Raw genomic sequence first — 21,268 nt, 5'->3', positions numbered from 1 at the left:
CTACGGTCATGCCGGTGACTCCACGGCCGCCGGTATGGCGACCCTGAGGGCGAAGCCGGTCGCGCACGGCCCGGCGGAGACCGTCCCGCCGGCCGCCTCCACCCTTTCGGCCAGCCCGGCCAGCCCGCTGCCCGGGCTGTACGGCGCCACCTGGCACCCGTCGTTCACGATCTCCAAAGTGACGGTCCTCCCGTCATGGGTCACGCCGATCTCACACCGCTCCGCCTGCGCGTGCCGTACGACGTTGGTGGCCCCCTCGCGCACCGCCCAGCCGAGCAGCCCGTCCAGCGCGTCGGGCAGCGGCGTCCCGGAGAGCCGGACCGTCACCCGCGTCCCCGCCGCCTCCAGCGCGGCGCGGGCGCCGTCCAGCTCGCCCGACAGGCCGCGCTGCCGGTAGCCGGTGACGGCGTCGCGCACCTCGACCAGCGCCTGCCTGGCCACCGACTCGATGTCGCGGATCTCCGTCAGGACCCGCTGCGGGCCTCCCTCGGCCAGCCTTCCGGCCAGCTCGCTCTTCAGCACGATCAGCGACAGGCTGTGTCCCAGCAGGTCGTGCAGGTCCCGGGCGATGCGCAGCCGTTCCTCGCCCGCGGCCAGCCGGGCCACCTCGTCCTGCGCCTGGCGGAGCTTGACCAGCAGCATCCGGGTGTTGCGCATGCTGATGAAGAGGGTCCCGAGGCTCAGGACCTGGAAGACGAGAACCATGGTGGTGGCGGGATCGTTCTTCCTCAGGACGCCGACCAGCACAATGACGACGCTCATCGCCAGCATGCCGAGCACCGCCAGGCGGGAACGCAGCATCAGGCTGTAGGCGACGGTCGTGTAGATCGGCAGGGTCAGCCAGTTTCCGCCAAAGGAGAACGGCAGGCAGACGCCCAGGAGAGTGGTGACCCCCAGCAGCCCCCAGGCCAGCGGGGGCAGCCGGTCGTAACTCCTCGGGACCAGCACGGTGGCGAGGAAGAAGGCGACGAAGGCGACCAGCCCGAGGACGCCCCAGAACACCCTCGCCCCGGTTACCGGTCCGGTGACGATGTCCCCCACCGGGAAGCACAGATACACCAGTCCGGTGGATATCCCCAGCAGCCGCGCCCAGCGGGACGGGCTCTTGCCCGCCCCGCCGAAGGTGAGGAACGAGGTGAGGACCGGGGCGATCTTCATGCTCGTACGGTGGCCCGGCGGTGGGCGAACACCGCGGCCGCGCCCAGCACGACCGCCCAGGCGGCGATGGTCAGGGCGTCCGGCACCGGCACGCCGTGGCCCGCGATGATGCTCTGCCCCATGTCGGCGTAGGGGAAGGACGGGATCGCGGGTGCGATGGCCTTCATGGCCGAGGGCATGACGTCGACCGGGATCCACAGGCCGCCCAGGATCGCCAGCCCGAACATCCCGAGCATCGACACGGACTGCGCCGTGTCGGGCGGCAGCAGCGACCCGATGGTCAGCCCCAGCGCGGCGAACGGCAGTGCCCCCACCCACATCGCCGGGATCAGCCCGGCCCACTGCGCCGGGGTGAGCGAGACACCCTGGATGATCACAGCGGCGGCGCAGACGAGCACGATGGCGGGGAGCACCAGCAACAGCGAGGCGACCAGCTTGGCCGCGATGATCATCCAGTTGGAGAGCGGGGTGATCTGCAGCTGGCGGAGCCAGCCGCTCCGCCGCTCCTGCGCCCACGGCACGGCGGTGCTCATCAACGAGGCGGCCAGCGCGCCGTAGGCGCTCATCGAGACCATGATGACGGCCTTCACCTGAACCCCGTCGGCGCTGGCCTGGCCGCCGTAAAGGTTGGAGAAGAGAAGGTAGAACACCACGGGGATGGCCACCACGAGGATGACGTAGCGCTTGTTGCGCAGCATCCTCAGGACTTCGATCCTGACGTAGTTCGACATCATGACTCCTTGGTGAGGGCGAGGAAGGCGTCTTCGAGGTCGGCGCCGGCGATCCGCAGGTCGCGGATCTCCAGCGAGGTGCCCCGGTAGAGGGCGGCGACGGTGGCGTCGGGATCGGCGGTGCTCAGCGTGGCGGTGCCCGCCAGGATCTCCACGGCGGTGACGCCCGGAAGCGCGTCCAGGCCGGCCGAGGCCTGCCCGCCCAGGGTGAAGCGGACCGTCTGCCCACCGGCCCCGGCCTTGATCTGCGCCGCGGTGCCGTCGGCCACGACCCGGCCCCGGGCGATCACGATGACCCGGTCGGAGCTCTCGTCGGCCTCCTCCAGGTAGTGGGTGGCGAACAGGACCGTCCGCCCTCCGGCCGCGTAGGCGCGCATGCTCTCCCAGAACCTCAGCCGCGACTCCACGTCCATGGCCGCGGTGGGCTCGTCCAGCACCAGCAGCTTGGGGGCGCCCGCGATCGCCATGGCGAACCTCACCCGCTGCGACTGGCCGCCGGAGAGCTTGTCCGCGCGCCGCTTCACCAGGTCGGTGAGGTCGGCCATCTTGAGGATCTCGTCCAGGTCCAGCGGGCGGGGGTAGAGCCGCCGGACGAAGTCCACCAGCTCCCGGACCGTGAGCTCGGGAATGAGCTCGCCCTCCTGGAGCATGGCTCCGACCTCGCCCCGGGCGACCGCCTCGTCCGGGGAGCGTCCGAAGACCTCGATCCGGCCCCGGGTCGGGCGCAGCAGGCCGAGCAGCATGTTGATCGAGGTGGACTTGCCCGCCCCGTTGGGGCCGAGCAGGGCGACGGTCCGACCGGCCTCGACGGTGAGGTTCAGGCCGTCGACGGCGAGCACGTCCCCGTAGGTTCTGCTCACGTCGGTGAAGGCGATGGCGTTCATGCCCTCAACGCTAGAAGCGCTCCGGCGTGAAGATCAGTGTCGGCCGTCCAGGTCTGGCGGTGACATTTGTCAGATCGGACGCTGCGGACGGCGCGACGCCTCACCCGCACCGGGGCGTGACGGGCCCTGGAACGCCCGGCTGCCGCAGGCGGCACCCGATGACATCCCTCAGACCGGACCACGCCAACACCTCACCGGGCCCGGAACATGACGGGACCAGAGCATCCGGCGGCCAAAGACCGCACGCGATGACATCCCTCAGACCGGACCACGCCAACACCTCACCGGTCCGGGACGTGACGGGCGCCGGAACGCCCTGCTGTCACAGGCGGCACGCGAAGATGGCGGTGACCAGGATGGCCTTCGCGCCGATAGCCCAGAGCTGGTCCATCACCTGCTGGTGCCCCTTTCGCGGCACCATGGCGCGGACCGCGACCCAGCCCTCCCGGTGCAGCGGGGAGACCGTGGGGCCCTCCATGCCCGGAGTCAGGGCGATGGCCTCCTCGATCCGCTCGGCCCGGATGTCGTAGTCCATCATCACGTAGTCGCGGGCCACCAGCACGCCCTGCAGACGCCGGACGAGCTGCCGGAGCCCCTGGGTCTCGGCGGCGCCGACCCGCTTGATCAGCACGGCCTCGGAGCGGGTGATGGGGTCGCCGAACACCTCCAGACCGATGTTGCGCAGCGTGGTGCCGGTCTCCACGACGTCGGCCACGGCGTCGGCCACGCCCAGCCGGATGGCGGTCTCGACCGCGCCGTCCAGCTTGATCACCCGGGCCTCGACGCACTGCTCGGCGAGGTAGCCCTCCAGCAAACCGGCGTAGGAGGTGGCGATGCGCTTGCCCTTGAGGTCGGTGACGGAGTCGAAGTCTCCGGGGTTGGCGGCGAAGCGGAAGGTGGACTTCCCGAAGCCGAGCGGCATGATCTCCTCGACCTGCGCGCCGGAGTCGTGGAGCATGTCACGGCCGGTGATCCCGGCGTCCAGGGTGCCCTCGCCGACGTAGACGGCGATGTCCTTGGGACGCAGGAAGAACAGCTCGCAGGAGTTGTCGGGGTCGACGACCACGAGCTCCTTGCTGTCTTTGCGGGCGCGGTATCCGGCTTCCTTGAGTATGGTCTGGGCGGCTTCGGTAAGAGCGCCCTTGTTGGGGACGGCGAGACGCAGCATGGCGTGAAGGTTCCTTACGTGGATGGAGTTCCTACGAGGCGGCGGGAGCCGGGCTCACCGGCTCACAGATGCTTGTAGACCTCGTCCAGCCCGATCCCTTTCGCGATCATGAGAACCTGCACGTGATAGAGGAGCTGGGAGATCTCCTCCGCGGCCCGCTCGTTCGACTCGTGCTCGGCCGCCATCCAGCTCTCGGCGGCCTCCTCCACGACCTTCTTGCCGATGGCATGGACCCCGGCGTCCAGCGCGGCCACGGTCCCCGACCCCTCCGGGCGGGTGCGCGCCTTGTCGGACAGCTCGGCGTACAGCTCTTCGAAGGTCTTCATGATCTCTCTCGGCGTCGTCGGATATGCCTTCCCAGCCTAACGGGCCACTCGGTCCCAGGTGTGCGTGTCCACGTCCTGGGACACGGGGCCACCGGCCGGTCAGGGCGGGTTCGTCCGTCTCGCCCGGCCACGGCCCCACGCCGCCGTTGACGACGGCCACGACACCTTCCGGATCCCTTTTAGGTGGTTGGCGTGAAACACGGCTCAGCGTACGCTACAGCGGCTCGCAACGGCCTTCTCCGGCGACGGCCGCCCGCCCGTGGCGCGACGGTGACCCGGACGGCTCCTGTGGCGACGCCGTCGTCACACCACCGCAAGACCCGAGGCCGCCGAACCCCCTCGTCGTCACTCCACGACAAGACCTGCGGCCACCGGAGTCCCCTCATCGGTAACGGGAAAGGGCCGGGACGGCGGCGAACCGGTCCCGGCCCTTCACGGCCGTCACGAAAAGCGGTCAGCGGCCGAAGCGCCGACCATCGGAGTGGTCAGCGGCCGAAGCGCTGGCCGCCGGAGTGGTCGCCGTACGACCGTCCGCCGCGGAACCCGCCGCGCGCGCCGCCACGGTTGTCGCCACGGTTGTCGCCGCGGCCCTCGGAGCGGCCCTCGGCGCGGAACGGCTGCCGCTCGCCACGGTGGTCACCGCGGCCCTGGTAGCCCCCGCCGGAACGGTCGGCACGGAACGGCTCGCGGCGCTCGCCGCCACGGTAGCCCCCACCGCGGTTGTCGGGACGGCCGTCGAAGCGGCGCTCGGAGCGGTACTGTCCGCGCAGGTCGCTGACGCTGCCGTTGTTGCCATGGTTGCCGTCGCCGAAGCTCTCACCGCCGTGGCCGGGACGCTCACCGCTGTAACCGGGGCGCTCACCGCCGTGACCGGGACGGTCACGGAACCGGCGCGGACCGCGGCCGCCGCCGCCGCCGAAGCCGCGGCGCTCACGCTGCTTGGCGGCAGGGGCCGAGGGCTCCCAGACCGGAATCGGCTCGCCGCTGGGCCGGCGGGCGCCGGCGACCTCCTCCAGGCGCGGGTGGCCCGGGGTGGCCTTGAGGCGGAACGGCTTGATGCCCGCGCGGCGGGTCATCGCGTCGGTGGAGCGGCGCTCGTTGGGAAGCACCAGCGTCATGACGGTGCCCTTCTCCCCGGCTCGAGCCGTACGGCCACCGCGGTGCAGGTAGCTCTTGTGGTCCTGCGGCGGGTCGACGTGCAGCACAAGGCTGATGTTGTCGACGTGGATGCCGCGGGCGGCGACGTCGGTGCAGACCAGGACGTTGATCGCACCTTCCTTGAACTCGGCCAGGATGCGGGTGCGCTGGTTCTGGCGCTTGCCGCCGTGCAGGCCCCCGGCCTTGATGCCGACCTGGGCGAGCTGCTTGCACAGCCGGTCCACTCCGTGCTGGGTGCGGACGAAGATGATGGTACGGCCCTCGCGGTTGGCGATCTCGGCGGTCACCGGGAACTTGTCGTCGCGGTGGACCTCAAGCACGTGGTGCTCCATGGTGTCCACCGAGGAGGCGGCCGGGGCCATCGAGTGGGTCACCGGGTCGGTGAGGAAGCGCCGGACGAGCTTGTCCACGTCGCCGTCGAGGGTGGCGGAGAACAGCAGGCGCTGGCTGTCGGCCGGAGTCTGCTGCAGGATCGCGCTGACGACGGGGAAGAAGCCGAGGTCGCACATGTGATCGGCCTCGTCCAGGACGGTCACCTGGACCTCGTCCAGCCTGCACTCGCCCTGCTGGATCAGGTCGGTCAGCCGGCCGGGGGTGGCCACGACGACCTCGACGCCACGGCGCAGCGCCTCGATCTGACGGCCCATGGACATGCCGCCGACCACGGTCTTCATCCGCAGGGACAGGCCGCGGCCCAGTGGCTCAAGCGAGTCGGTCACCTGCATGGCCAGCTCGCGGGTGGGCACCAGGACGACGGCGAGGGGACGGCCGGGGCGGGCCTTGGCCCCGGCGATGCGAGCCATCATGGGCAGGCCGAAGGCCAGCGTCTTGCCGGAGCCGGTCTGGCCGCGGCCGAGGACGTCGCTGCCGGCGAGGATGTCGGGGATGGTCGCCCTCTGGATGGGGAAGGGCGCGTCGATGCCCTGCCGGGCGAGCCCGTTCACCAGCGGCTTCGGCAGGCCGAGGAGCGCGAACTCGGACGGACCCGCGGGGGTCTCGGGGAGATCGGTGATTTCGGGCAGGCCAGCGTCAAGCATGGTCACGAAGATTCGTGCCTTTCGATAGAAGGACAAGGGCACGTCACTTCTGCGAAAGGACGAGCCTGGAACGCACGGCCTGAAGCCGCGCTCAATCAACGCCCGATGTGGGGGGCGGTGGTGCGGTGCGAGTCGAGGTGCACCGCACGGAGCGGGTCTAGCTTACCCGCACGCAGTCAAACCACGATCAAGCATACCCGGCGTTCGCAGTGCCGGGCCGGTCCGGGGCGTCCAGCATCATCGGACGCTTGTCCGCCGGTGGAGCAACGCTCCGATGCCGGGCTTTCTTCCCCGCACCGGGCATCTTCTCACACAATTCGATACGGCTCGCACCCCTTTTGAGCCCTGTCCCGCGGATCTTCCGCCCACGCCGCGGCGGGCGGAAGATCCGTGGGACGCGCTCCAGGTGCGAGCCGTACCGGGATGTGCGTGTCAGACGTTGAAGCCGAGCATGCGCAGCTGCTCGCGCCCGTCGTCAGTGATCTTGTCCGGACCCCACGGCGGGAGCCAGACCCAGTTGATCTTCACGTCGGAGACCATGCCGTCCAAGGCCGAGTGCGCCTGGTCCTCGATGACGTCGGTCAGCGGGCAGGCCGCGCTGGTCAACGTCATGTCGATGGTGGCGATCGGCGGGGCGCCGGCCTCGGCGGCGTCGAGGTTGACCCCGTAGATCAGACCGAGGTCGACGACGTTGATGCCGAGCTCGGGGTCCACGACGTCCTTGAGGGCCTCCATGACCTCCTCAAGGGTCGTCTCCCCGTCGTACGCCGCCGTCGGCGTCTCAACAGGCTTACTCATGTAGAACTCCTCACAACCGCGTCCTTGTAGGCCATCCACGCCAGCAGGGCGCACTTGACGCGGGCCGGGAACTTGGCGACCCCGGCGAACGCCACCGCGTCCCCGAGCACGTCCTCGTCAGCCTCGACCTGACCCCTGCTCTGCATGAGCCGGGTGAACTCCTCCACCACCGCGAGCGTCTCGTCCACGGTCGAGCCGGAGGTCAGCTCGTAGAGCACCGAGGCCGCGGCCTGACTGATCGAGCAGCCCTGACCGTCGTAGGAGACGTCCTCGACCTTGCCGCCGTCGCCGAGCTTCACCCGCATGGTGATCTCGTCGCCGCACGTCGGGTTCACATGGTGGACCTCGGCGTCGTACGGGTCGCGCAGACCCCGCCCCTGGGGGTGCTTGTAGTGCTCCAGGATCAGCTCCTGGTACATGGACTCGGCGATCATCTCGACTGCTCCGGCATGGCTAGGCGAACACCTTCTGCACGTGATGGAGGCCGCGGACCAGGGCGTCGATCTCGGCCGGGGTGTTGTAAAGGTAGAAGGACGCCCGTGTGGTGGCGGGAATCCCGAACCTCAGGTGCAGCGGGCGGGCGCAGTGGTGCCCCACACGCACGGCGACCCCGAAGTTGTCATCCAGGATCTGCCCAACATCATGCGGGTGAATCCCCTCAAGAGTGAAAGACACCGTGCCGCCGCGATGGTCGAGGCTCTCCGGGCCGATCACCTTCAGGCCGGGGACCTCCCGCAGCGCGCCGAGCGCGTAACCGGTGAGCTCCCGCTCGTGCCGGGCGATGGCGTCCATGCCGATCTCCGACAGGTATTCCACCGCGGCCCCGAGACCGATGGCCTCGACGATCGGCGGGGTACCTGCCTCGAACTTGTGCGGCGCGGGCGCGTAGGTCGAGTGGTCCATCCAGACCGCCTCGATCATCTCGCCGCCGCCCAGGAACGGGGGCATGGCCTCAAGCAGCTCGCCTCGGCCCCACAGCACGCCGACCCCGGAGGGACCGACGGCCTTGTGTCCGGTGAAGGCCAGGAAGTCGATGCCGAGCGCGGCCACGTCCACCGGCTGGTGGGGCACCGACTGCGAGGCGTCCAGCATCATCAGCGCGCCGACCTGGCGGACCCTGGCGAGCACCTGGGCGACCGGGTTGACCGTGCCGAGCACGTTCGACTGGTGCGCGATCGACACGATCTTCGTGCGCTCGGTCACCAGCTCCTCAAGGTTCGACAGGTCGAGCCGGCCCTCGTCGGTGACCGAGAACCACCTCAGCGTGGCGCCGGTGCGCTGCGCGAGCAGCTGCCACGGCACGATGTTGGAGTGGTGCTCCATCTCGGAGATGACGATCTCGTCACCGGGGCCGAGCCGGAACCTGGGGTCCGTGTTGGTGGGGTTGCCGAAGGCGTAGGCCACCAGGTTGAGCCCCTCGGAGGCGTTCTTGGTGAAGATGATCTCCTCGCGGCTCGGCGCGCCGACGAAAGCGGCGATCTTGTCGCGAGCGGCCTCGTACGCCTCGGTGGACTCGGAGCCCAGCGCGTGCATGGCCCGGCCGACGTTGGCGTAGTGCATGGCCAGGTGCTCGCGCATCACCTCGATCACCTGGGTGGGCTTCTGCGCGGAGTTTCCCGAGTCGAGGTAGACCAGCGGCCTGCCGCCGGGCAGCTCGCGGGAGAGAACCGGGAAGTCCTTCCTGATCCTCTCCACGTCAAAGCCGGTGTTCATATCAGGCCAGTGCCTTCGTGTAGGCCTCGTAACCTTCGGATTCGAGCTTGTCGGCGAGCTCGTGGCCACCCTGCTCCACGATCCGGCCGCCCGCGAAGACGTGGACGAAGTCCGGCTTCACGTAGCGCAGGATACGGGTGTAGTGGGTGATGAGCAGCACGCCGGTGTCACCGGAGGCGCGGAAGCGGTTGATGCCCTCGGAGACCACGCGCAGCGCGTCGACGTCCAGACCGGAGTCGGTCTCGTCGAGAACGGCGATCTTCGGCTTGAGCAGCTCGAGCTGGAGGATCTCGTGGCGCTTCTTCTCACCGCCGGAGAAGCCCTCGTTCAGGTTGCGCTGGGCGAAGGCGGCGTCGATGGACAGGGCGTCCATGCCGGCCTTCAGGTCCTTGGCGAACTCGCGGAGCTTGGGAGCCTCACCGCGCACGGCGGTGACCGCCGAACGCAGGAAGTTGGAGACGCTGACGCCGGGAACCTCGACCGGGTACTGCATGGCGAGGAACAGGCCGGCGCGGGCGCGCTCGTCGACCGTCATGTCCAGCAGGTCGACGCCGTCCAGCAGGACCTGGCCACCGGTGACGGTGTACTTCGGGTGGCCGGCGATCGCGTAGGCGAGCGTGGACTTGCCCGAGCCGTTGGGGCCCATGATGGCGTGGGTCTCGCCGGCCTTCACGGTCAGGTTGACGCCACGCAGGATTTCCTTGTCCTCGACGGCGACCTGCAGGTCACGGATCTCAAGGGTGGAGCCCGAGGGGACTCGGCTCGAATCAGACACTGTTATGACTCCTTCGAGAGCGAGACGAAGACGTCATCGCCGTCGATCTTGACTTGGTAGACGGGAACGGGCTTGATGGCGGGAGGACCGGTGGGCTTGCCGGTGCGCAGGTCGAAGCACGAGCCGTGCAGCCAGCACTCCAGGCTGTTGTCGTAGACCTCGCCCTCGCTGAGCTTCACCTCGGCGTGGGAGCACACGTCGTGCAGCGCGAAGACCTCGTCGCCCCGGCGGACCAGGGCGACCGGGGTCCCCTCCACCTCGACGCCGATCACACCGTCGTCGGGGATGTCGTCGAGCTTGCAGACCTTCACCGATGTCACTTCTCCAGCTCCGCCTCAACCTTGGCGAACACCCGCTCGCGCAGTTCGGGAAGCTCGATCTTCTCCAGGAGCTGCGCGAAGAAGCCCCGGATGACCAGGCGGCGCGCCTCATCGAACGGGATGCCGCGGGCCTGGAGGTAGAAGAGGTGCTCGTCGTCCAGGCGGCCGGAGGCGCTGGCGTGACCCGCCCCCGCGACCTCACCGGTGAGGATCTCCAGGTTCGGCACCGAGTCGGCGCGGGCGCCGTCGGTGAGCAGGAGGTTCCGGTTGAGCTCGTAGGTGTCGGTGCCCTCGGCCTCGACCCGGATGATGACGTCGCCGATCCATACGGCGTGCGCGTCCTCGCCCTGCAGCGCGCCCTTGTAGGTGACGTTGCTCTTGCAGTTCGGGTGGGAGTGGTCCACCAGCAGGCGGTGCTCCAGGTGCTGCCCGGCGTCCACGAAGTACAGGCCGGTCAGGTCGGCGTCGCCGCCGGGGCCGGTGTAGGAGACCGAGGGCGACAGCCGTACCAGGTCGCCGCCGAGGGTGACCACGAAGCTGCGGAAGACCGCGTCCTTGGCGAGCTGGGCGTGGTGGTGGGAGACGTGCACGGCGTCGCCGGCCCAGTCCTGCAGGCTGACGACCTTGAGCGTGGCGCCCTCGCCCACGACGAACTCGATGTTGTCGGCGTAGACCGCGCTGCCCTGGTGCTCCAGGACGACGACGGCCTCGGCCATCGGCTCCAGCTTGACCAGGATGTGGCCGTACGCGGCGCCCTCGCCGGACCCGGTGAGGGTGATCACGGTCGGCTTGGAGGCGACGGCCTCGCGCGGGACCGTGATGACGGTGGCCTTCTCGAAGGCGGAGTAGGCCTGGGCGCTGACCCGGTCGGCGGGCACGTAGGCCTTGCCGATCCGCTGGTCGTCACGGCCGACGGTCTCCACGGTGACCTCGGGGGCCGCGTCCACGGCGACGACCACGTTGCCCGCGGCGGCGACCCCGCTGTGCAGGCCCTTCAGGCGCGACAGCGGGGTGAAGCGCCACTCTTCCTCACGGCCGGTCGGAACCTCGAAGTCGTCCACGCTGTAGGAGGACTTCTCGTGGAGAGTCGACAGGGGCTTGGTTTCGAGACCCATCAGCCGACGGCCCCTTCCATCTGCAGCTCGATCAGGCGGTTCAGCTCAAGGGCGTACTCCATCGGGAGCTCGCGCGCGATCGGCTCGACGAAGCCGCGCACGATCATCGCCATCGCCTCGTCCTCACCCAGGCCCCGGCTCATCAGGTAGAAGAGCTGGTCGTCGGAGACCTTGGAGACGGTGGCCTCGTGTCCCATGGAGACGTCGTCCTCGCGCACGTCCACGTAGGGGTAGGTGTCGGAGCGGCTGATCTGGTCGACCAGGAGCGCGTCACACTTGACCGTGCTGGCGCTGCCGTGCGCGCCCTCCTCGATCTGGACCAGGCCCCGGTAGGAGGTGCGGCCGCCGCCACGGGCGACGGACTTGGAGATCACGGTGGAGCTGGTGTTCGGCGCGAGGTGCACCATCTTGGCACCGGCGTCCTGGTGCTGGCCCTCGCCCGCGAAGGCGACGCTCAGCGTCTCGCCCTTGGCGTGCTGGCCCATCAGGTAGACGGCCGGGTACTTCATGGTGACCTTGGAGCCGATGTTGCCGTCGATCCACTCCATGGTCGCGCCCTCGTAGGCCACGGCGCGCTTGGTGACCAGGTTGTAGACGTTGTTCGACCAGTTCTGGATGGTCGTGTAACGGCAGCGGGCGCCCTTCTTGACGATGATCTCCACGACCGCGCTGTGCAGCGAGTCGGAGGAGTAGATCGGCGCGGTGCAGCCCTCGACGTAGTGGACGTAGGAGTTCTCGTCCACGACGATCAGGGTCCGCTCGAACTGGCCCATGTTCTCGGTGTTGATCCGGAAGTAGGCCTGCAGCGGGATCTCGACCTCGACGTTCGGCGGCACGTAGATGAACGAGCCACCCGACCACACCGCGGTGTTGAGCGAGGCGAACTTGTTGTCGCCGACCGGGATCACGGTGCCGAAGTACTCCTTGAAGAGCTCTTCGTGCTCCTTGAGCGCGGTGTCGGTGTCGAGGAAGATGACGCCCTTCTCCTCAAGGTCCTCACGGATCTTGTGGTAGACGACCTCGGATTCGTACTGGGCGGCGACGCCCGCGATCAGGCGCTGCTTCTCCGCCTCGGGGATGCCGAGCTTGTCGTAGGTGTTCTTGATGTCCTCGGGCAGCTCGTCCCAGGAAGCGGCCTGCTTCTCGGTGGAGCGGACGAAATACTTGATGTTGTCGAAGTCGATCCCGCTGAGGTCGGAACCCCAGGTCGGCAGGGGCTTCTTGCCGAACAGGCGCAGGCCCTTCAGGCGAAGGTCCAGCATCCACTCCGGCTCGTTCTTGAGCGCGGAGATATTACGGACGACCTCCTCGGACAGGCCACGGCGGGCCATAGATCCGGCGGCGTCCGAGTCGGCCCAGCCGAACTTATAATTCCCGAGGCCTTCCAGCTCCGGGCGGTCGGTGACAGTCACCTTCCGGTCTCCTTGCTCGATTTGTCGATCATTTCCTGGTTGCTGATGGTCACGCGCTCTCGGATGCTCGTTCTCTCACATCCGGTTCGGCCGGCCTGCGGGGGCTCACGTGGGTGGTGCACACCCCGTCGCCGTGGGCGATGGTAGCCAGCCGCTGCACCGGTGTGCCGAGGATCTGCGCGAACGCCTCCGTCTCGGCCTCGCACAGCTGCGGGAACTCCGCGGCCACGTGCGCCACCGGGCAGTGGTGCTGGCACAGCTGCTCGCCACCGACACTGGCCTTGCTCGCCGAAGCGGCATAGCCGTCGGCCGACAGGGCCTCGGCCAGGACGCGCACCCGCTGGTCGGCGGGGACCTCGCGCATCTTCGGCAGCAGGCGCCCGACGAGGCCGGACACCTGCGCCCTGGCGAACTCGGTCACGGCCTCCTCGCCCACGCGCTCGGCGAGGAAACGCAGCGCGTTTCCCGCCAGTCCGTCGTAGGCGTGCTCGAAGGCGCTGCGCCCGGCATCGGTTATGGCGAACAGCTTCGCCGGCCGTCCCCGCCCGCGCTGACCCCGGGGCCGAGCCGTACGAGGCTCGATCATCCCCTCGGTCAGCAGCGCGTCCAGATGCCGGCGGACGGCGGCGGGAGTGAGGCCGAGTCGCTCGCCGAGGGCGGCGGCGGTGATGGGTCCGTGTTCCAGGATGAGCCGGGCGACACGCGCGCGCGTGCTGCGCTCGGCGGACACTCCGGACGGCCGCACGACGGCGGTCTCCTCGGTGCCTGACATCTCGGTCACGTATTTCACAACATCAGTGTGGCGTAATTCATTCCCGGCTGGCAAACCCAGGGCAGGCCTGCCGGGATGCAATTTGTCACGCAGGCAAGCCTTACCTAACCTGCGGAAACGTCGCCGGGGATCTTCCTCAGGCCGACGAAGGCGACGAGGGCGGCGAAGACGAGTCCGGCCAGGACCGTCGCCATCGGCAGCGCCGAGCCCGCGCCGGCCAGCCCCACCAGAGGAGCCGCGATCCCGCCGAACGCGAACTGCAGCACGCCCATCAGCGCCGAGGCGCTCCCGGCGACCTGCTGGGGCTGCCCGGCCAGGGCGAGCGCCCCCGCGCCCGGCAGGACGAGGCCCAGACCGCACATCATCACGAACAGCCCGGCGATCAGCACCGCCAGGGGCAGGCCGAGGAACGCGGTGGCGAACACCGTCCCGGCGCCGGACACGGAGATGAACAGGCCGGTGAGGATCAGCCGCGCGGGGGCCACCCGGCGCCCGGCGAGGCGCCCGCCGATCTGCGCGCTGACGGTCAGGCCGACGGCGTTCAGCCCGAACGCCAGCGAGAAGGTCTGCGGCGAGGCTCCGTACACCCCCTGGAGCACGAACGGCGAGCCGGAGATGTAGGCGAACATCCCCCCGAAACCCAGGCCCCCGGTCAGCGCGCTGGCCATGAAGGACCGGTTGCGCAGCAGGTACCAGAAGGTGACGAAGGTGCGCCTGAGCCCGCCGCTCTCGCGCCGGTCGGAGGGGAGCGTCTCTCTCACCCCCGCCAGCGCCGCCACCAGCAGCACCAGCCCGACGGCGCTCAGCGAGACGAACACGCCGCGCCAGGAGGTGTGGTTGAGCAGCTGCGCGCCCGCGATCGGGGCCAGGATGGGCGCGAGGCCGCTGACGAGCATGAGGGTGGCGAAGATGCGGGCGATGGCCGCCCCCTCGTAGAGGTCGCGGACGACCGCGCGGACGATCACCAGCGCGGCACCGCCCGCGATGCCCTGGAGCAGGCGAAACCCGATCAGCCCGTAGACCGAGGGCGGGAACGCGCACAGCAGCGAGGCGGCGGCGTAGGCGGCGATGCCGGTCAGCAGAGGCGTCCGGCGGCCCCGCACGTCGCTGAGCGGGCCGGTGACGATCTGCCCGATGGACACTCCGACGAGGCAGGCGGTCAGGGTGAGCTGCACCTGGGCCTGGCTCGCGCCCATCTCCCCGGCGATGGCGGGCAGCGCGGGCAGGTACATGTCGATCGAGAGCGGGCCGATCGCGAACAGCGCGCCCAGGACGAGCAGCAGCAGTCCCCTGCGTCTGTCGACCGGCACGCCTTCCGACTCTGCGGTCGTCGCGGTCATGTTCGATCCCCTTCACCCTCACAGGCCACGGTGGGCCCATGAGGGCCAGGGGTCTCAACCTGCAATCAGGATGCCTGAATTCCCATATTTAGGAGATTCCATAAAAAAGATTTACCCGAGGCCGGAGACCGGCCAGAAGAGCCGTGGCCGCTCACTCCGGCGGGCCGTCCAGCCGGATGACGGCGAAGGCCGCGAGCTGCGGGTCGGCCACCACCGCCGCCCGTCCCCCGCGGGTCGGCGCCGGTGCCGCGAGAACGGTGCCGCCCAGCTCCTGGACTCTCGCCGCGGTGGCGTCGACGTCTTCGACCGCGAAGTAGGTCATCCAGTGCGACGGCGTGCCCGGCGGGAACCACGGGCCCATCTCCGTCATCCAGGCGACGGGACGGCCGTCCACCCGCCACTCGGTGTGCGGCGTGTCCCGCGTGTCGTCGCCGGCGTCCCAGCCGAGGACGGCGGGGTAGAAGGACCCGCACGCGGCGGTGTCGCGGGTGACCAGCTCGCTCCGGGCGAACGCGCCGGGCTCGCCGGCGATCTCCGCGCCCTGGTGCCGACCGGCCTGCCACGCCATGAAGGAGGCACCCGAAGGGTCCTGGAAGACCGCCATGCAGCCCTCGTCGAAAACCCTCACGGGCGCCATGAGGACCTTGCCCCCGGCCTCGCGGACCCTCGCGGCCGTGATGTCGGCGTCCTCGGTGGCCATATAGGTGTTCCAGACCGCGGGCACACCGTCTCCGGCACTCGGGCCGATCCCCGCGACGGCCCTGCCGTTCAGCGTGAAGCGGCCGTACCCGCCGGACTCCGGACGCGGATCGAACACCGCCTCCCAGCCGAAGACCTCCCGGTAGAACCTGACTGACAAGGTGACGTCCGTGCTCGACAGATCCACCCAGCACGGGACACCGGATTTGTAACCACTCCGCTCGGACACGCCGAACCTCCTCATGTCATGATTCGGGACACGCTCAGGGTGGCACGCGGGACCCGGTGTACCCGGCGGGTGATCGGGAGCCTTGGCGTGATCCGCCCGAAGCCTTTTACCGGGCATGGGAGGCTCTGCACCGCAGGTCCGGAAACGTGACCAGCCGGTACAGTCCCTAAACTCGTGGCCATGGACTCCCCAGCCGTTGAGGTCATCGACCTGGTCAAGCGGTACGGCCGAACGACAGCGATCAACGGCCTCACCCTCAGTGCCGACCGTGGCGCGGTCACCGCGATCCTCGGTCCCAACGGCGCGGGCAAGACCTCGACCATCGAGATCTGCGAGGGGTTCCGGCGAGCCGACAGCGGCACCGTGAACGTCCTCGGGCTCAGCCCGTCCCGGCCGGAGCTTCGCGCCCGGGTCGGGGTGATGCTCCAGGCCGGAGGCGTGCCCCCGGCGACGCGGTGCGGAGAGTGGCTGCGCCTGATGGCCCGGTTCCACGCCCATCCCCTCGACCCGGCGAAGCTGCTTGAGCGTCTCGGGCTGTCCGAGCACGCCCGCACGCCGTACCGGAGGCTGTCGGGAGGCCAGCAGCAGCGCGTGTCGCTGGCCGCGGCCGTCATCGGCCGGCCCGAGCTGGTCTTCCTCGACGAGCCCACGGCCGGCCTGGACCCGCAGGCCCGGCACGCGTGCTGGGAGCTGGTCGGCGACCTGCGCGCCGCCGGGGTCTCCGTGGTGCTCACCACCCACCACATGGACGAGGCGGAGAAGCTCTCCGACCGGGTCGTCATCATCGACCACGGCAAGGTGGTCGCCGAGGGCACGCCCGCCTCGCTCACCGGCGCCGAACGGCAGCTGCGCTTCCGTGCCCGGCCCGGGCTCGCCCTCGACGAGTTGCTCACGGCCCTGCCCTCCGGCAGCGCGGCCAAGGAGTCGCCGTCGGGGCACTACATCATCGAGGGGCAGGTCGGGCCCGAGCTGCTGGCCACCGTGACGGCCTGGTGCGCCGCGGAGGGTGTCACCGCCGACGACCTCAGCATCGAACGCCGCACCCTGGAAGACGTCTTCCTGGAGCTGACCGGCCGGGAGCTCCGATGACCCCTCACCGAGTACGGCTTGTGCCAGACCGCAGGAGAGCACGTTGACGACCCTCGACCTCACGCCCGCCCCGGGTGCCGCGCCGCTGCCCCGGATGGTGCTCGCGCAGACGGGCGCGGAGATCCGGGCGATGCTCCGCAACGGCGAGCAGCTCCTGCTGACGATGATCATCCCGGTGCTGCTGCTCATCGGGTTCTCGGTCGCGCCGCTGGTGAACGTCGGCGGAGGCCCCCGTGTGAACTTCATCACGCCCGGTGTGCTCGCGCTGGCCGTGATGTCGACGGCTTTCACCGGGCAGGCCATCGCGACCGGTTTCGAGCGCCGGTACGGCGTGCTGAAGCGGCTGGGCGCGACCCCGCTCTCGCGGACCGGGCTGATGCTGGCCAAGACGCTCGCGGTGGTCGCCGTGGAGATCATCCAGGTGGTCGTCATCTGCGGGGTGGCGGTCGCGCTGGGCTGGCGGCCCGCGGGCTCCCCCCTGGCCGCGCTCCTGCTGATCCTGCTGGGCACCGCCGCGTTCAGCGGGCTCGGCCTGCTGATGGCGGGCACCCTGCGCGCCGAGGCCACGCTCGCCGGGGCCAACCTGGTCTATCTGGTCCTGCTCGGCTGCGGCGGGGTCATCTTCCCTCTGTCGGCCTTCCCCGGCTCGGTGAGGTCCGCGCTGGAACTGCTGCCCATCACCGCGCTGACCGGCGGGCTCCGCTCGGTCCTGACCGGCGGCGCCGGGCTGCCCGTCGCCGCGGCGGCCGTCCTCGCGGCCTGGGCGGCCGTGTCCCTCGCTCTCGCGTCGCGGACGTTCCGCTGGGAATGACCGGCGATCTCGCATCGTGGAAACCGCTCCTGGAACGACCCCACCGGTGAGTAAGGTCTGAAAAACCGCATCACACCTGACACAAGGAGCCCCATGACCGCCGAAGCCCTGCACGGACCCGCCGAGCCGTTCAAGCGGGGCCTGCCCAGGCCCGGGGCGCTGCTGCGGGCCGCGTCGGACGCCATTCCGCCGTCCGGGCTGGTGCTGCTGGCCATCCTGTCGGTCCAGGTGGGCGCGGGCTTCGCCAAGGACCTGTTCTCCCAGCTGCCGCCGAGCGCGGTGGTGTTCCTGCGGATCGCGATGGGCGCGCTGATCATGGGCGTGGTCGCCCGGCCCCGGCTGAAGGGGCTGACCCGCACGGACGTCGGGCTGGGCGTGGCGTTCGGCGTGACGCTGGGCGTGATGAACCTGTCGTTCTACGAGGCGCTGGCCCGGCTGCCCATGGGCATCACGGTGGCCGTCGAGTTCCTCGGCCCGCTCGGGGTGGCGGTGGCCGCCTCGCGCCGCCGCCTGGACCTGCTCTGGGTCGCCCTGGCCGGGTCGGGCGTGGTGCTGCTGGCCCCGTGGGGGACGGGCACCTCACGGATCGGCTGGGCCGGGATAGCGTTCGCGCTGCTCGCGGCGGCCTGCTGGGCGGGCTACATCCTGCTGTCGGCCGCCGTGGGCCAGCGCTTCCCCGGCACCACCGGCCTGTCCTTCGCGATGATCGTGTCGTTCCTGCTGGTCGCCCCCGTGGGGGTCACCACCGGCGGCGCCGACCTGCTCCGGCCCGAACTGCTGCTGATCGGGCTCGGGGTGGGCCTGCTGTCGTCGGTCATCCCCTACTCGATAGAGCTGGAGGCACTGCGCAGGATGCCCAAGCGGGTCTTCGGCATCCTGATGAGCCTGGAGCCCGCGGTGGCCGCGCTGGTCGGCCTGCTCGTCCTGGGCGAGGTGCTCGACGTGCGCGAGTGGGCCGCCATCGGCTGCGTGGTCATCGCCAGCGTGGGCGCCACCCGCAGCTCCCGCTGACCGCTCGGAACCGGCCCGGACGGAAAGGCCGCCGCACCCGCCTGGGCGGGGCGGCGGCCTTCCGCGTGAGCGGCCTGCTCCGGCCTACTCCGGTTTGCTGGCCCAGATGCCCCGGACGTGCTGGATGTGAGCGCGCATCAGCCGCTCGGAACCGGCCTGGTCCCCGGCGGAGAGCAGGTCGAGCAGGTCGAGGTGCTCGCGGGCGGAGTCGACCAGGACGCCGCGCGCGTAGAGGGCGGACAGGCCGTACAGCCGGGCCCGGCTGCGCAGGTCGCGCACCACGTCCACCAGGTGCGCGTTGCCCGCCAGCGACAGCAGCTCCACGTGGAAGCGGATGTCGGCGTCCACATAGGCGAGCAGGTCTCCGCGCTCGGCCGCGTCGACGATCTGCTGGGCCATCGGGCGGAGCAGATCGAAGCTCTCCACCCGCGCGGTGTCGGCCAGCCGGGCCACCGTGGGCACCTCGATGAGCTGGCGGATCTCGGTGAGCTCGTCCAGATCCCGCTCGGACAGCTCGGTGACCCGGAAGCCCTTGTTGCGCACCGCCTCGACCAGGCCCTCCTTGGCCAGGTCGAGCATCGCCTCGCGCACCGGAGTGGCCGAGACGCCGAACTGGGCGGCCAGGACCGGCGCGGAGTAGACCACGCCCGGTCGCATCTCACCCGTGATCAAAGCTGCCCGCAGCGCGTGGGCCACCTGCTCGCGCAGGCTCTGCCGCTCGCCCACGATCGGCAGGTCGAGCCGGTCTTCCGCCGAAGGGGACATCCCAGCGCCTCTCATCTTGCTCGCATCCACATCTCGTAGGCGGCGGCCGCCACCACCAGGTCCTCCCACGCCATGCCGACGCTCTTGAAAACCCGGGGTCCCGGAGCGCGAGGCACGACACCGGCGACCAGTTCCCCGAGGTTTCCGGCGAGATGACCATTGGTGATCTTACCGCTCCGTAGCGGGATGATCAGATCTCCCGCCTCGGCGAGAGCGGCACTGCGGGCTTCGACGACCACGGTGGCCCGAGCGATGAGATCATCGTCGATCTCCCGGGCATCCGGCTCGTGGGAGCCGACCGCGACCACGGTAGCGTCGTTGCGAGTCAGCGTACCGTCGAACAGGGGAATTCTGGAGGTTGTGCAGCAAGCGACGAGATCGGCCTGCCCGAGATCCAGCTCGGTGTCCGCCTGGAGACCCTCGGCGGCGCATCTGGCGGCGAACGCCTCCGCCTTCTCCGGGTCCCTGGCGATCACGCTCACCCGCCTCACCGGCCGGACCGCGCGGAAGGCCTCGACGTGCCCCCACGCCTGCGGTCCCGTGCCGAAGACCGCCATCGTGGAGGCGCCCGGCTCGGCCAGGTGCCGTACGGCCAGCGCGGAGACCGCGGGCGTGCGCAGCGAGGTGAGCGCGATCCCGTCCAGCGCGGCCAGCGGGGTCAGGGTCTCGCCGTCCATGAGCAGGTAGGTGCCCTGGATCCGGGGCAGCCCGCGCGAGGGATTGTCCGGGGCGACCCCGGCTATCTTGATCCCCGCGTGGCGGCCCCACGCGGCGGGCATCAGCAACAGCTGCCCGGCGGGGACCTCCACGATGGGCCGCTGCGGGGTGTCCTCGGGGTCCAGCCCCGCGCGCAGCGCGTCTTCCAGCACCTGTACGGCCCGCGCCATCGGCACCAGCCGGCGCAGGGTCTCCCCGTCCAGATAGGGAAGGCCGCTCACCTCAGCGTGAACCCGGTGCCGACGGGATCGCGCGGATCCAGTGTGAACCGGTGCTCCCCGGTGCGGTAGGCCATGCCCTCCACCTCCGGGATGATCCCCGCCTCGGTCACCTCGGCCACCCGCGCCCGGAAGGTCGTGCCCACGATGCTCTCGTGGACGAGCGTGCCGGTGAAGCCGTCGGCGTGCAGCAGCGCCAGCCGGGCGGCGGTGCCGGAACCGCAGGGCGAGCGGTCCACCTCGCCGTCGGCGAAGACCGTGACGTTGCGCTGGCGGCCGGGGCCCAGGTCGTCGTAGAAGATGACGCCGTAGATCCCGGAGAGCCGGTCGTCGTCCGGGTGCCGCGCCGCCGGGTGCCCGGACAGGGCGGCCTTGACGGCCCGGCCGAGCGCGATCAGCTCGGTCAGGTGCTCGGGGGCCACGCTCAGTCCGAACGCCGAGGCCGGGACCGAGGCGTAGATCGCCCCGCCGTAGGAGACGTCGGCCGTGACCCCGGCGAGCCGGGCCGACGGGCCGGAGCCGGCGTCCGCCGGGGACGAGCCGGACCCGGCGAGCGGGCCCAGCTCGACGCCTCGCGCGAGCACGTAGGACGGGACGTTCCGGAACGTGACCGCCTCCACCAGGCCCGCCGCGCAGCGGACCCTCGCCGTCACCCTGCCGGAGGGGACGTCGACGACGACGTCGGTGTCCCCGTCCGGGTCCGCCTTGACCAGGCCGCTTTCCACGGCGTAGACCCCGAGCGCGATGGTGCCGTGGCCGCAGGCGGTGGAATAGCCGTCCTTGTGCCAGAACAGCACGCCGAGGTCGGCGCCCTGGTCGTCCGGCGGAACGAGGAAGCAGCCGTACATGTCGGCGTGCCCGCGCGGCTCGTGGCAGAGCAGCCGCCGCACCTCGTCGATCTCCGGGGCCCGGGCCGCCTCGCGGCGGCCGAGCACCGTGTCACCGGGGATGTCGGGCACCCCGGCGGTGACGATCCGGAACGGTTCTCCGCCGGTGTGGTAGTCGATTGTGTGGATCATGTT

22 protein-coding genes are annotated in these 21,268 nt (G+C 70.3%); 3 read left to right on the top strand and 19 right to left on the bottom strand.

Features of this window, described 5'->3' with window-relative positions; genetic code table 11:
• Positions 1-6 precede the first annotated feature (6 nt).
• The 16 genes from ACFY2X_RS05390 to ACFY2X_RS05315 form a co-directional block, all read right to left on the bottom strand.
• Positions 7-1,158 (bottom strand): sensor histidine kinase, encoded by a 1,152-nt coding sequence (locus ACFY2X_RS05390; RefSeq protein WP_389932613.1) that lies wholly within the window; start codon positions 1,156-1,158, stop codon positions 7-9.
• Positions 1,155-1,889: an ABC transporter permease gene (locus ACFY2X_RS05385; RefSeq protein ID WP_389932610.1), complete on the bottom strand. Its 735-nt coding sequence runs from the start codon at positions 1,887-1,889 to the stop codon at positions 1,155-1,157. Before ACFY2X_RS05385 ends, ACFY2X_RS05390 begins: the two co-directional genes overlap by 4 nt.
• Positions 1,889-2,773 (bottom strand): ABC transporter ATP-binding protein, encoded by an 885-nt coding sequence (locus tag ACFY2X_RS05380; RefSeq protein ID WP_389932607.1) that lies wholly within the window; start codon positions 2,771-2,773, stop codon positions 1,889-1,891. The genes ACFY2X_RS05385 and ACFY2X_RS05380 overlap by 1 nt, the downstream gene beginning before the upstream one ends.
• Positions 2,774-3,095: 322 nt before the next feature.
• The gene (gene hisG / locus ACFY2X_RS05375) at positions 3,096-3,941 is read right to left on the bottom strand and encodes an ATP phosphoribosyltransferase (protein ID WP_389932604.1); all 846 of its coding nucleotides are present in this window, start codon (positions 3,939-3,941) and stop codon (positions 3,096-3,098) included.
• 62 nt (positions 3,942-4,003) lie between these two features.
• Positions 4,004-4,267: a phosphoribosyl-ATP diphosphatase gene (locus ACFY2X_RS05370; protein WP_012892448.1), complete on the bottom strand. Its 264-nt coding sequence runs from the start codon at positions 4,265-4,267 to the stop codon at positions 4,004-4,006.
• Positions 4,268-4,752: 485 nt separating this feature from the next.
• Positions 4,753-6,462, bottom strand: a complete 1,710-nt coding sequence (locus ACFY2X_RS05365; RefSeq protein ID WP_389932601.1) for a DEAD/DEAH box helicase — start codon at positions 6,460-6,462, stop codon at positions 4,753-4,755.
• 432 nt (positions 6,463-6,894) lie between these two features.
• Positions 6,895-7,260: a metal-sulfur cluster assembly factor gene (locus ACFY2X_RS05360; RefSeq protein ID WP_389932596.1), complete on the bottom strand. Its 366-nt coding sequence runs from the start codon at positions 7,258-7,260 to the stop codon at positions 6,895-6,897.
• Positions 7,257-7,694 (bottom strand): Fe-S cluster assembly sulfur transfer protein SufU, encoded by a 438-nt coding sequence (sufU, locus tag ACFY2X_RS05355; RefSeq protein WP_389932593.1) that lies wholly within the window; start codon positions 7,692-7,694, stop codon positions 7,257-7,259. Before sufU ends, ACFY2X_RS05360 begins: the two co-directional genes overlap by 4 nt.
• A 19-nt stretch (positions 7,695-7,713) precedes the next feature.
• A complete protein-coding gene (locus ACFY2X_RS05350; RefSeq protein WP_389932590.1) occupies positions 7,714-8,973 on the bottom strand; it encodes a cysteine desulfurase in 1,260 nt (419 codons plus the stop codon).
• Between the two features lies 1 nt (position 8,974).
• Positions 8,975-9,706 carry a Fe-S cluster assembly ATPase SufC gene (sufC, locus tag ACFY2X_RS05345; RefSeq protein ID WP_389933674.1) on the bottom strand — a complete coding sequence of 244 codons (732 nt, stop codon included), beginning with the start codon at positions 9,704-9,706 and terminating at the stop codon, positions 8,975-8,977.
• Positions 9,707-9,750: 44 nt separating this feature from the next.
• Positions 9,751-10,068: a Rieske (2Fe-2S) protein gene (locus ACFY2X_RS05340; RefSeq protein ID WP_389932588.1), complete on the bottom strand. Its 318-nt coding sequence runs from the start codon at positions 10,066-10,068 to the stop codon at positions 9,751-9,753.
• The gene (gene sufD, locus ACFY2X_RS05335) at positions 10,065-11,183 is read right to left on the bottom strand and encodes a Fe-S cluster assembly protein SufD (RefSeq protein WP_389932585.1); all 1,119 of its coding nucleotides are present in this window, start codon (positions 11,181-11,183) and stop codon (positions 10,065-10,067) included. The genes ACFY2X_RS05340 and sufD overlap by 4 nt, the downstream gene beginning before the upstream one ends.
• A complete protein-coding gene (gene sufB / locus ACFY2X_RS05330; protein WP_389932583.1) occupies positions 11,183-12,595 on the bottom strand; it encodes a Fe-S cluster assembly protein SufB in 1,413 nt (470 codons plus the stop codon). The genes sufD and sufB overlap by 1 nt, the downstream gene beginning before the upstream one ends.
• Before the next feature lie 49 nt (positions 12,596-12,644).
• Positions 12,645-13,367, bottom strand: a complete 723-nt coding sequence (locus ACFY2X_RS05325; protein WP_389933671.1) for a helix-turn-helix transcriptional regulator — start codon at positions 13,365-13,367, stop codon at positions 12,645-12,647.
• 104 nt (positions 13,368-13,471) lie between these two features.
• Positions 13,472-14,707, bottom strand: a complete 1,236-nt coding sequence (locus ACFY2X_RS05320) for a multidrug effflux MFS transporter (protein WP_389932580.1) — start codon at positions 14,705-14,707, stop codon at positions 13,472-13,474.
• Between the two features lie 151 nt (positions 14,708-14,858).
• Complete coding sequence (locus tag ACFY2X_RS05315) at positions 14,859-15,635, bottom strand: VOC family protein (RefSeq protein ID WP_389932578.1); 777 nt, start codon at positions 15,633-15,635, stop codon at positions 14,859-14,861.
• Between the two features lie 180 nt (positions 15,636-15,815).
• Here ACFY2X_RS05315 and ACFY2X_RS05310 point away from each other — a divergent pair, with 180 nt between their 5' ends.
• The 3 genes from ACFY2X_RS05310 to ACFY2X_RS05300 all read left to right on the top strand — a co-directional run bounded on the left by ACFY2X_RS05310 (position 15,816) and on the right by ACFY2X_RS05300 (position 18,546).
• On the top strand, positions 15,816-16,724 hold the full coding sequence (locus tag ACFY2X_RS05310; RefSeq protein WP_389932575.1) for an ABC transporter ATP-binding protein: 909 nt from the start codon (positions 15,816-15,818) through the stop codon (positions 16,722-16,724).
• A gap of 43 nt (positions 16,725-16,767) precedes the next feature.
• Positions 16,768-17,535, top strand: a complete 768-nt coding sequence (locus ACFY2X_RS05305; RefSeq protein WP_389932573.1) for an ABC transporter permease — start codon at positions 16,768-16,770, stop codon at positions 17,533-17,535.
• Positions 17,536-17,628: 93 nt separating this feature from the next.
• Positions 17,629-18,546 (top strand): DMT family transporter, encoded by a 918-nt coding sequence (locus ACFY2X_RS05300; protein WP_389932571.1) that lies wholly within the window; start codon positions 17,629-17,631, stop codon positions 18,544-18,546.
• A gap of 84 nt (positions 18,547-18,630) precedes the next feature.
• On the opposite strand, the gene ACFY2X_RS05295 is transcribed toward ACFY2X_RS05300, so the two are convergent.
• From ACFY2X_RS05295 to ACFY2X_RS05285, 3 genes are read right to left on the bottom strand one after another with little or no spacing between them, the layout of a single operon-like run.
• Complete coding sequence (locus tag ACFY2X_RS05295) at positions 18,631-19,311, bottom strand: GntR family transcriptional regulator (protein ID WP_389932568.1); 681 nt, start codon at positions 19,309-19,311, stop codon at positions 18,631-18,633.
• Between the two features lie 11 nt (positions 19,312-19,322).
• The gene (locus ACFY2X_RS05290) at positions 19,323-20,249 is read right to left on the bottom strand and encodes an ornithine cyclodeaminase family protein (protein WP_389932565.1); all 927 of its coding nucleotides are present in this window, start codon (positions 20,247-20,249) and stop codon (positions 19,323-19,325) included.
• Entirely contained in the window at positions 20,246-21,265 is a 1,020-nt protein-coding gene (locus ACFY2X_RS05285) for a proline racemase family protein (RefSeq protein WP_389932563.1), read from the bottom strand. Before ACFY2X_RS05285 ends, ACFY2X_RS05290 begins: the two co-directional genes overlap by 4 nt.
• Positions 21,266-21,268 lie beyond the last annotated feature (3 nt).

This window comes from Streptosporangium sp. NPDC000396 (assembly GCF_042898655.1).
Classification (GTDB): Bacteria; Actinomycetota; Actinomycetes; order Streptosporangiales; family Streptosporangiaceae; genus Streptosporangium.
The sequence above is the reverse complement of the archived record's forward strand: the minus strand, read 5'-3'. Positions and strand labels throughout refer to the sequence as shown.

Excerpts from the sequence above, each read along its gene's own strand:
- ACFY2X_RS05390 (WP_389932613.1), bottom strand. The coding sequence starts at position 1,158 with ATGAAGATCGCCCCGGTCCTCACCTCGTTCCTCACCTTCGGCGGGGCG.
- ACFY2X_RS05385 (WP_389932610.1), bottom strand. The coding sequence starts at position 1,889 with ATGTCGAACTACGTCAGGATCGAAGTCCTGAGGATGCTGCGCAACAAG.
- ACFY2X_RS05380 (WP_389932607.1), bottom strand. The coding sequence starts at position 2,773 with ATGAACGCCATCGCCTTCACCGACGTGAGCAGAACCTACGGGGACGTG.
- hisG (WP_389932604.1), bottom strand. The coding sequence starts at position 3,941 with ATGCTGCGTCTCGCCGTCCCCAACAAGGGCGCTCTTACCGAAGCCGCC.
- ACFY2X_RS05370 (WP_012892448.1), bottom strand. The coding sequence starts at position 4,267 with ATGAAGACCTTCGAAGAGCTGTACGCCGAGCTGTCCGACAAGGCGCGC.
- ACFY2X_RS05365 (WP_389932601.1), bottom strand. The coding sequence starts at position 6,462 with ATGCTTGACGCTGGCCTGCCCGAAATCACCGATCTCCCCGAGACCCCC.
- ACFY2X_RS05360 (WP_389932596.1), bottom strand. The coding sequence starts at position 7,260 with ATGAGTAAGCCTGTTGAGACGCCGACGGCGGCGTACGACGGGGAGACG.
- sufU (WP_389932593.1), bottom strand. The coding sequence starts at position 7,694 with ATGATCGCCGAGTCCATGTACCAGGAGCTGATCCTGGAGCACTACAAG.
- ACFY2X_RS05350 (WP_389932590.1), bottom strand. The coding sequence starts at position 8,973 with ATGAACACCGGCTTTGACGTGGAGAGGATCAGGAAGGACTTCCCGGTT.
- sufD (WP_389932585.1), bottom strand. The coding sequence starts at position 11,183 with ATGGGTCTCGAAACCAAGCCCCTGTCGACTCTCCACGAGAAGTCCTCC.
- ACFY2X_RS05325 (WP_389933671.1), bottom strand. The coding sequence starts at position 13,367 with ATGTCAGGCACCGAGGAGACCGCCGTCGTGCGGCCGTCCGGAGTGTCC.
- ACFY2X_RS05320 (WP_389932580.1), bottom strand. The coding sequence starts at position 14,707 with ATGACCGCGACGACCGCAGAGTCGGAAGGCGTGCCGGTCGACAGACGC.
- ACFY2X_RS05310 (WP_389932575.1), top strand. The coding sequence starts at position 15,816 with ATGGACTCCCCAGCCGTTGAGGTCATCGACCTGGTCAAGCGGTACGGC.
- ACFY2X_RS05300 (WP_389932571.1), top strand. The coding sequence starts at position 17,629 with ATGACCGCCGAAGCCCTGCACGGACCCGCCGAGCCGTTCAAGCGGGGC.
- ACFY2X_RS05295 (WP_389932568.1), bottom strand. The coding sequence starts at position 19,311 with ATGTCCCCTTCGGCGGAAGACCGGCTCGACCTGCCGATCGTGGGCGAG.
- ACFY2X_RS05285 (WP_389932563.1), bottom strand. The coding sequence starts at position 21,265 with ATGATCCACACAATCGACTACCACACCGGCGGAGAACCGTTCCGGATC.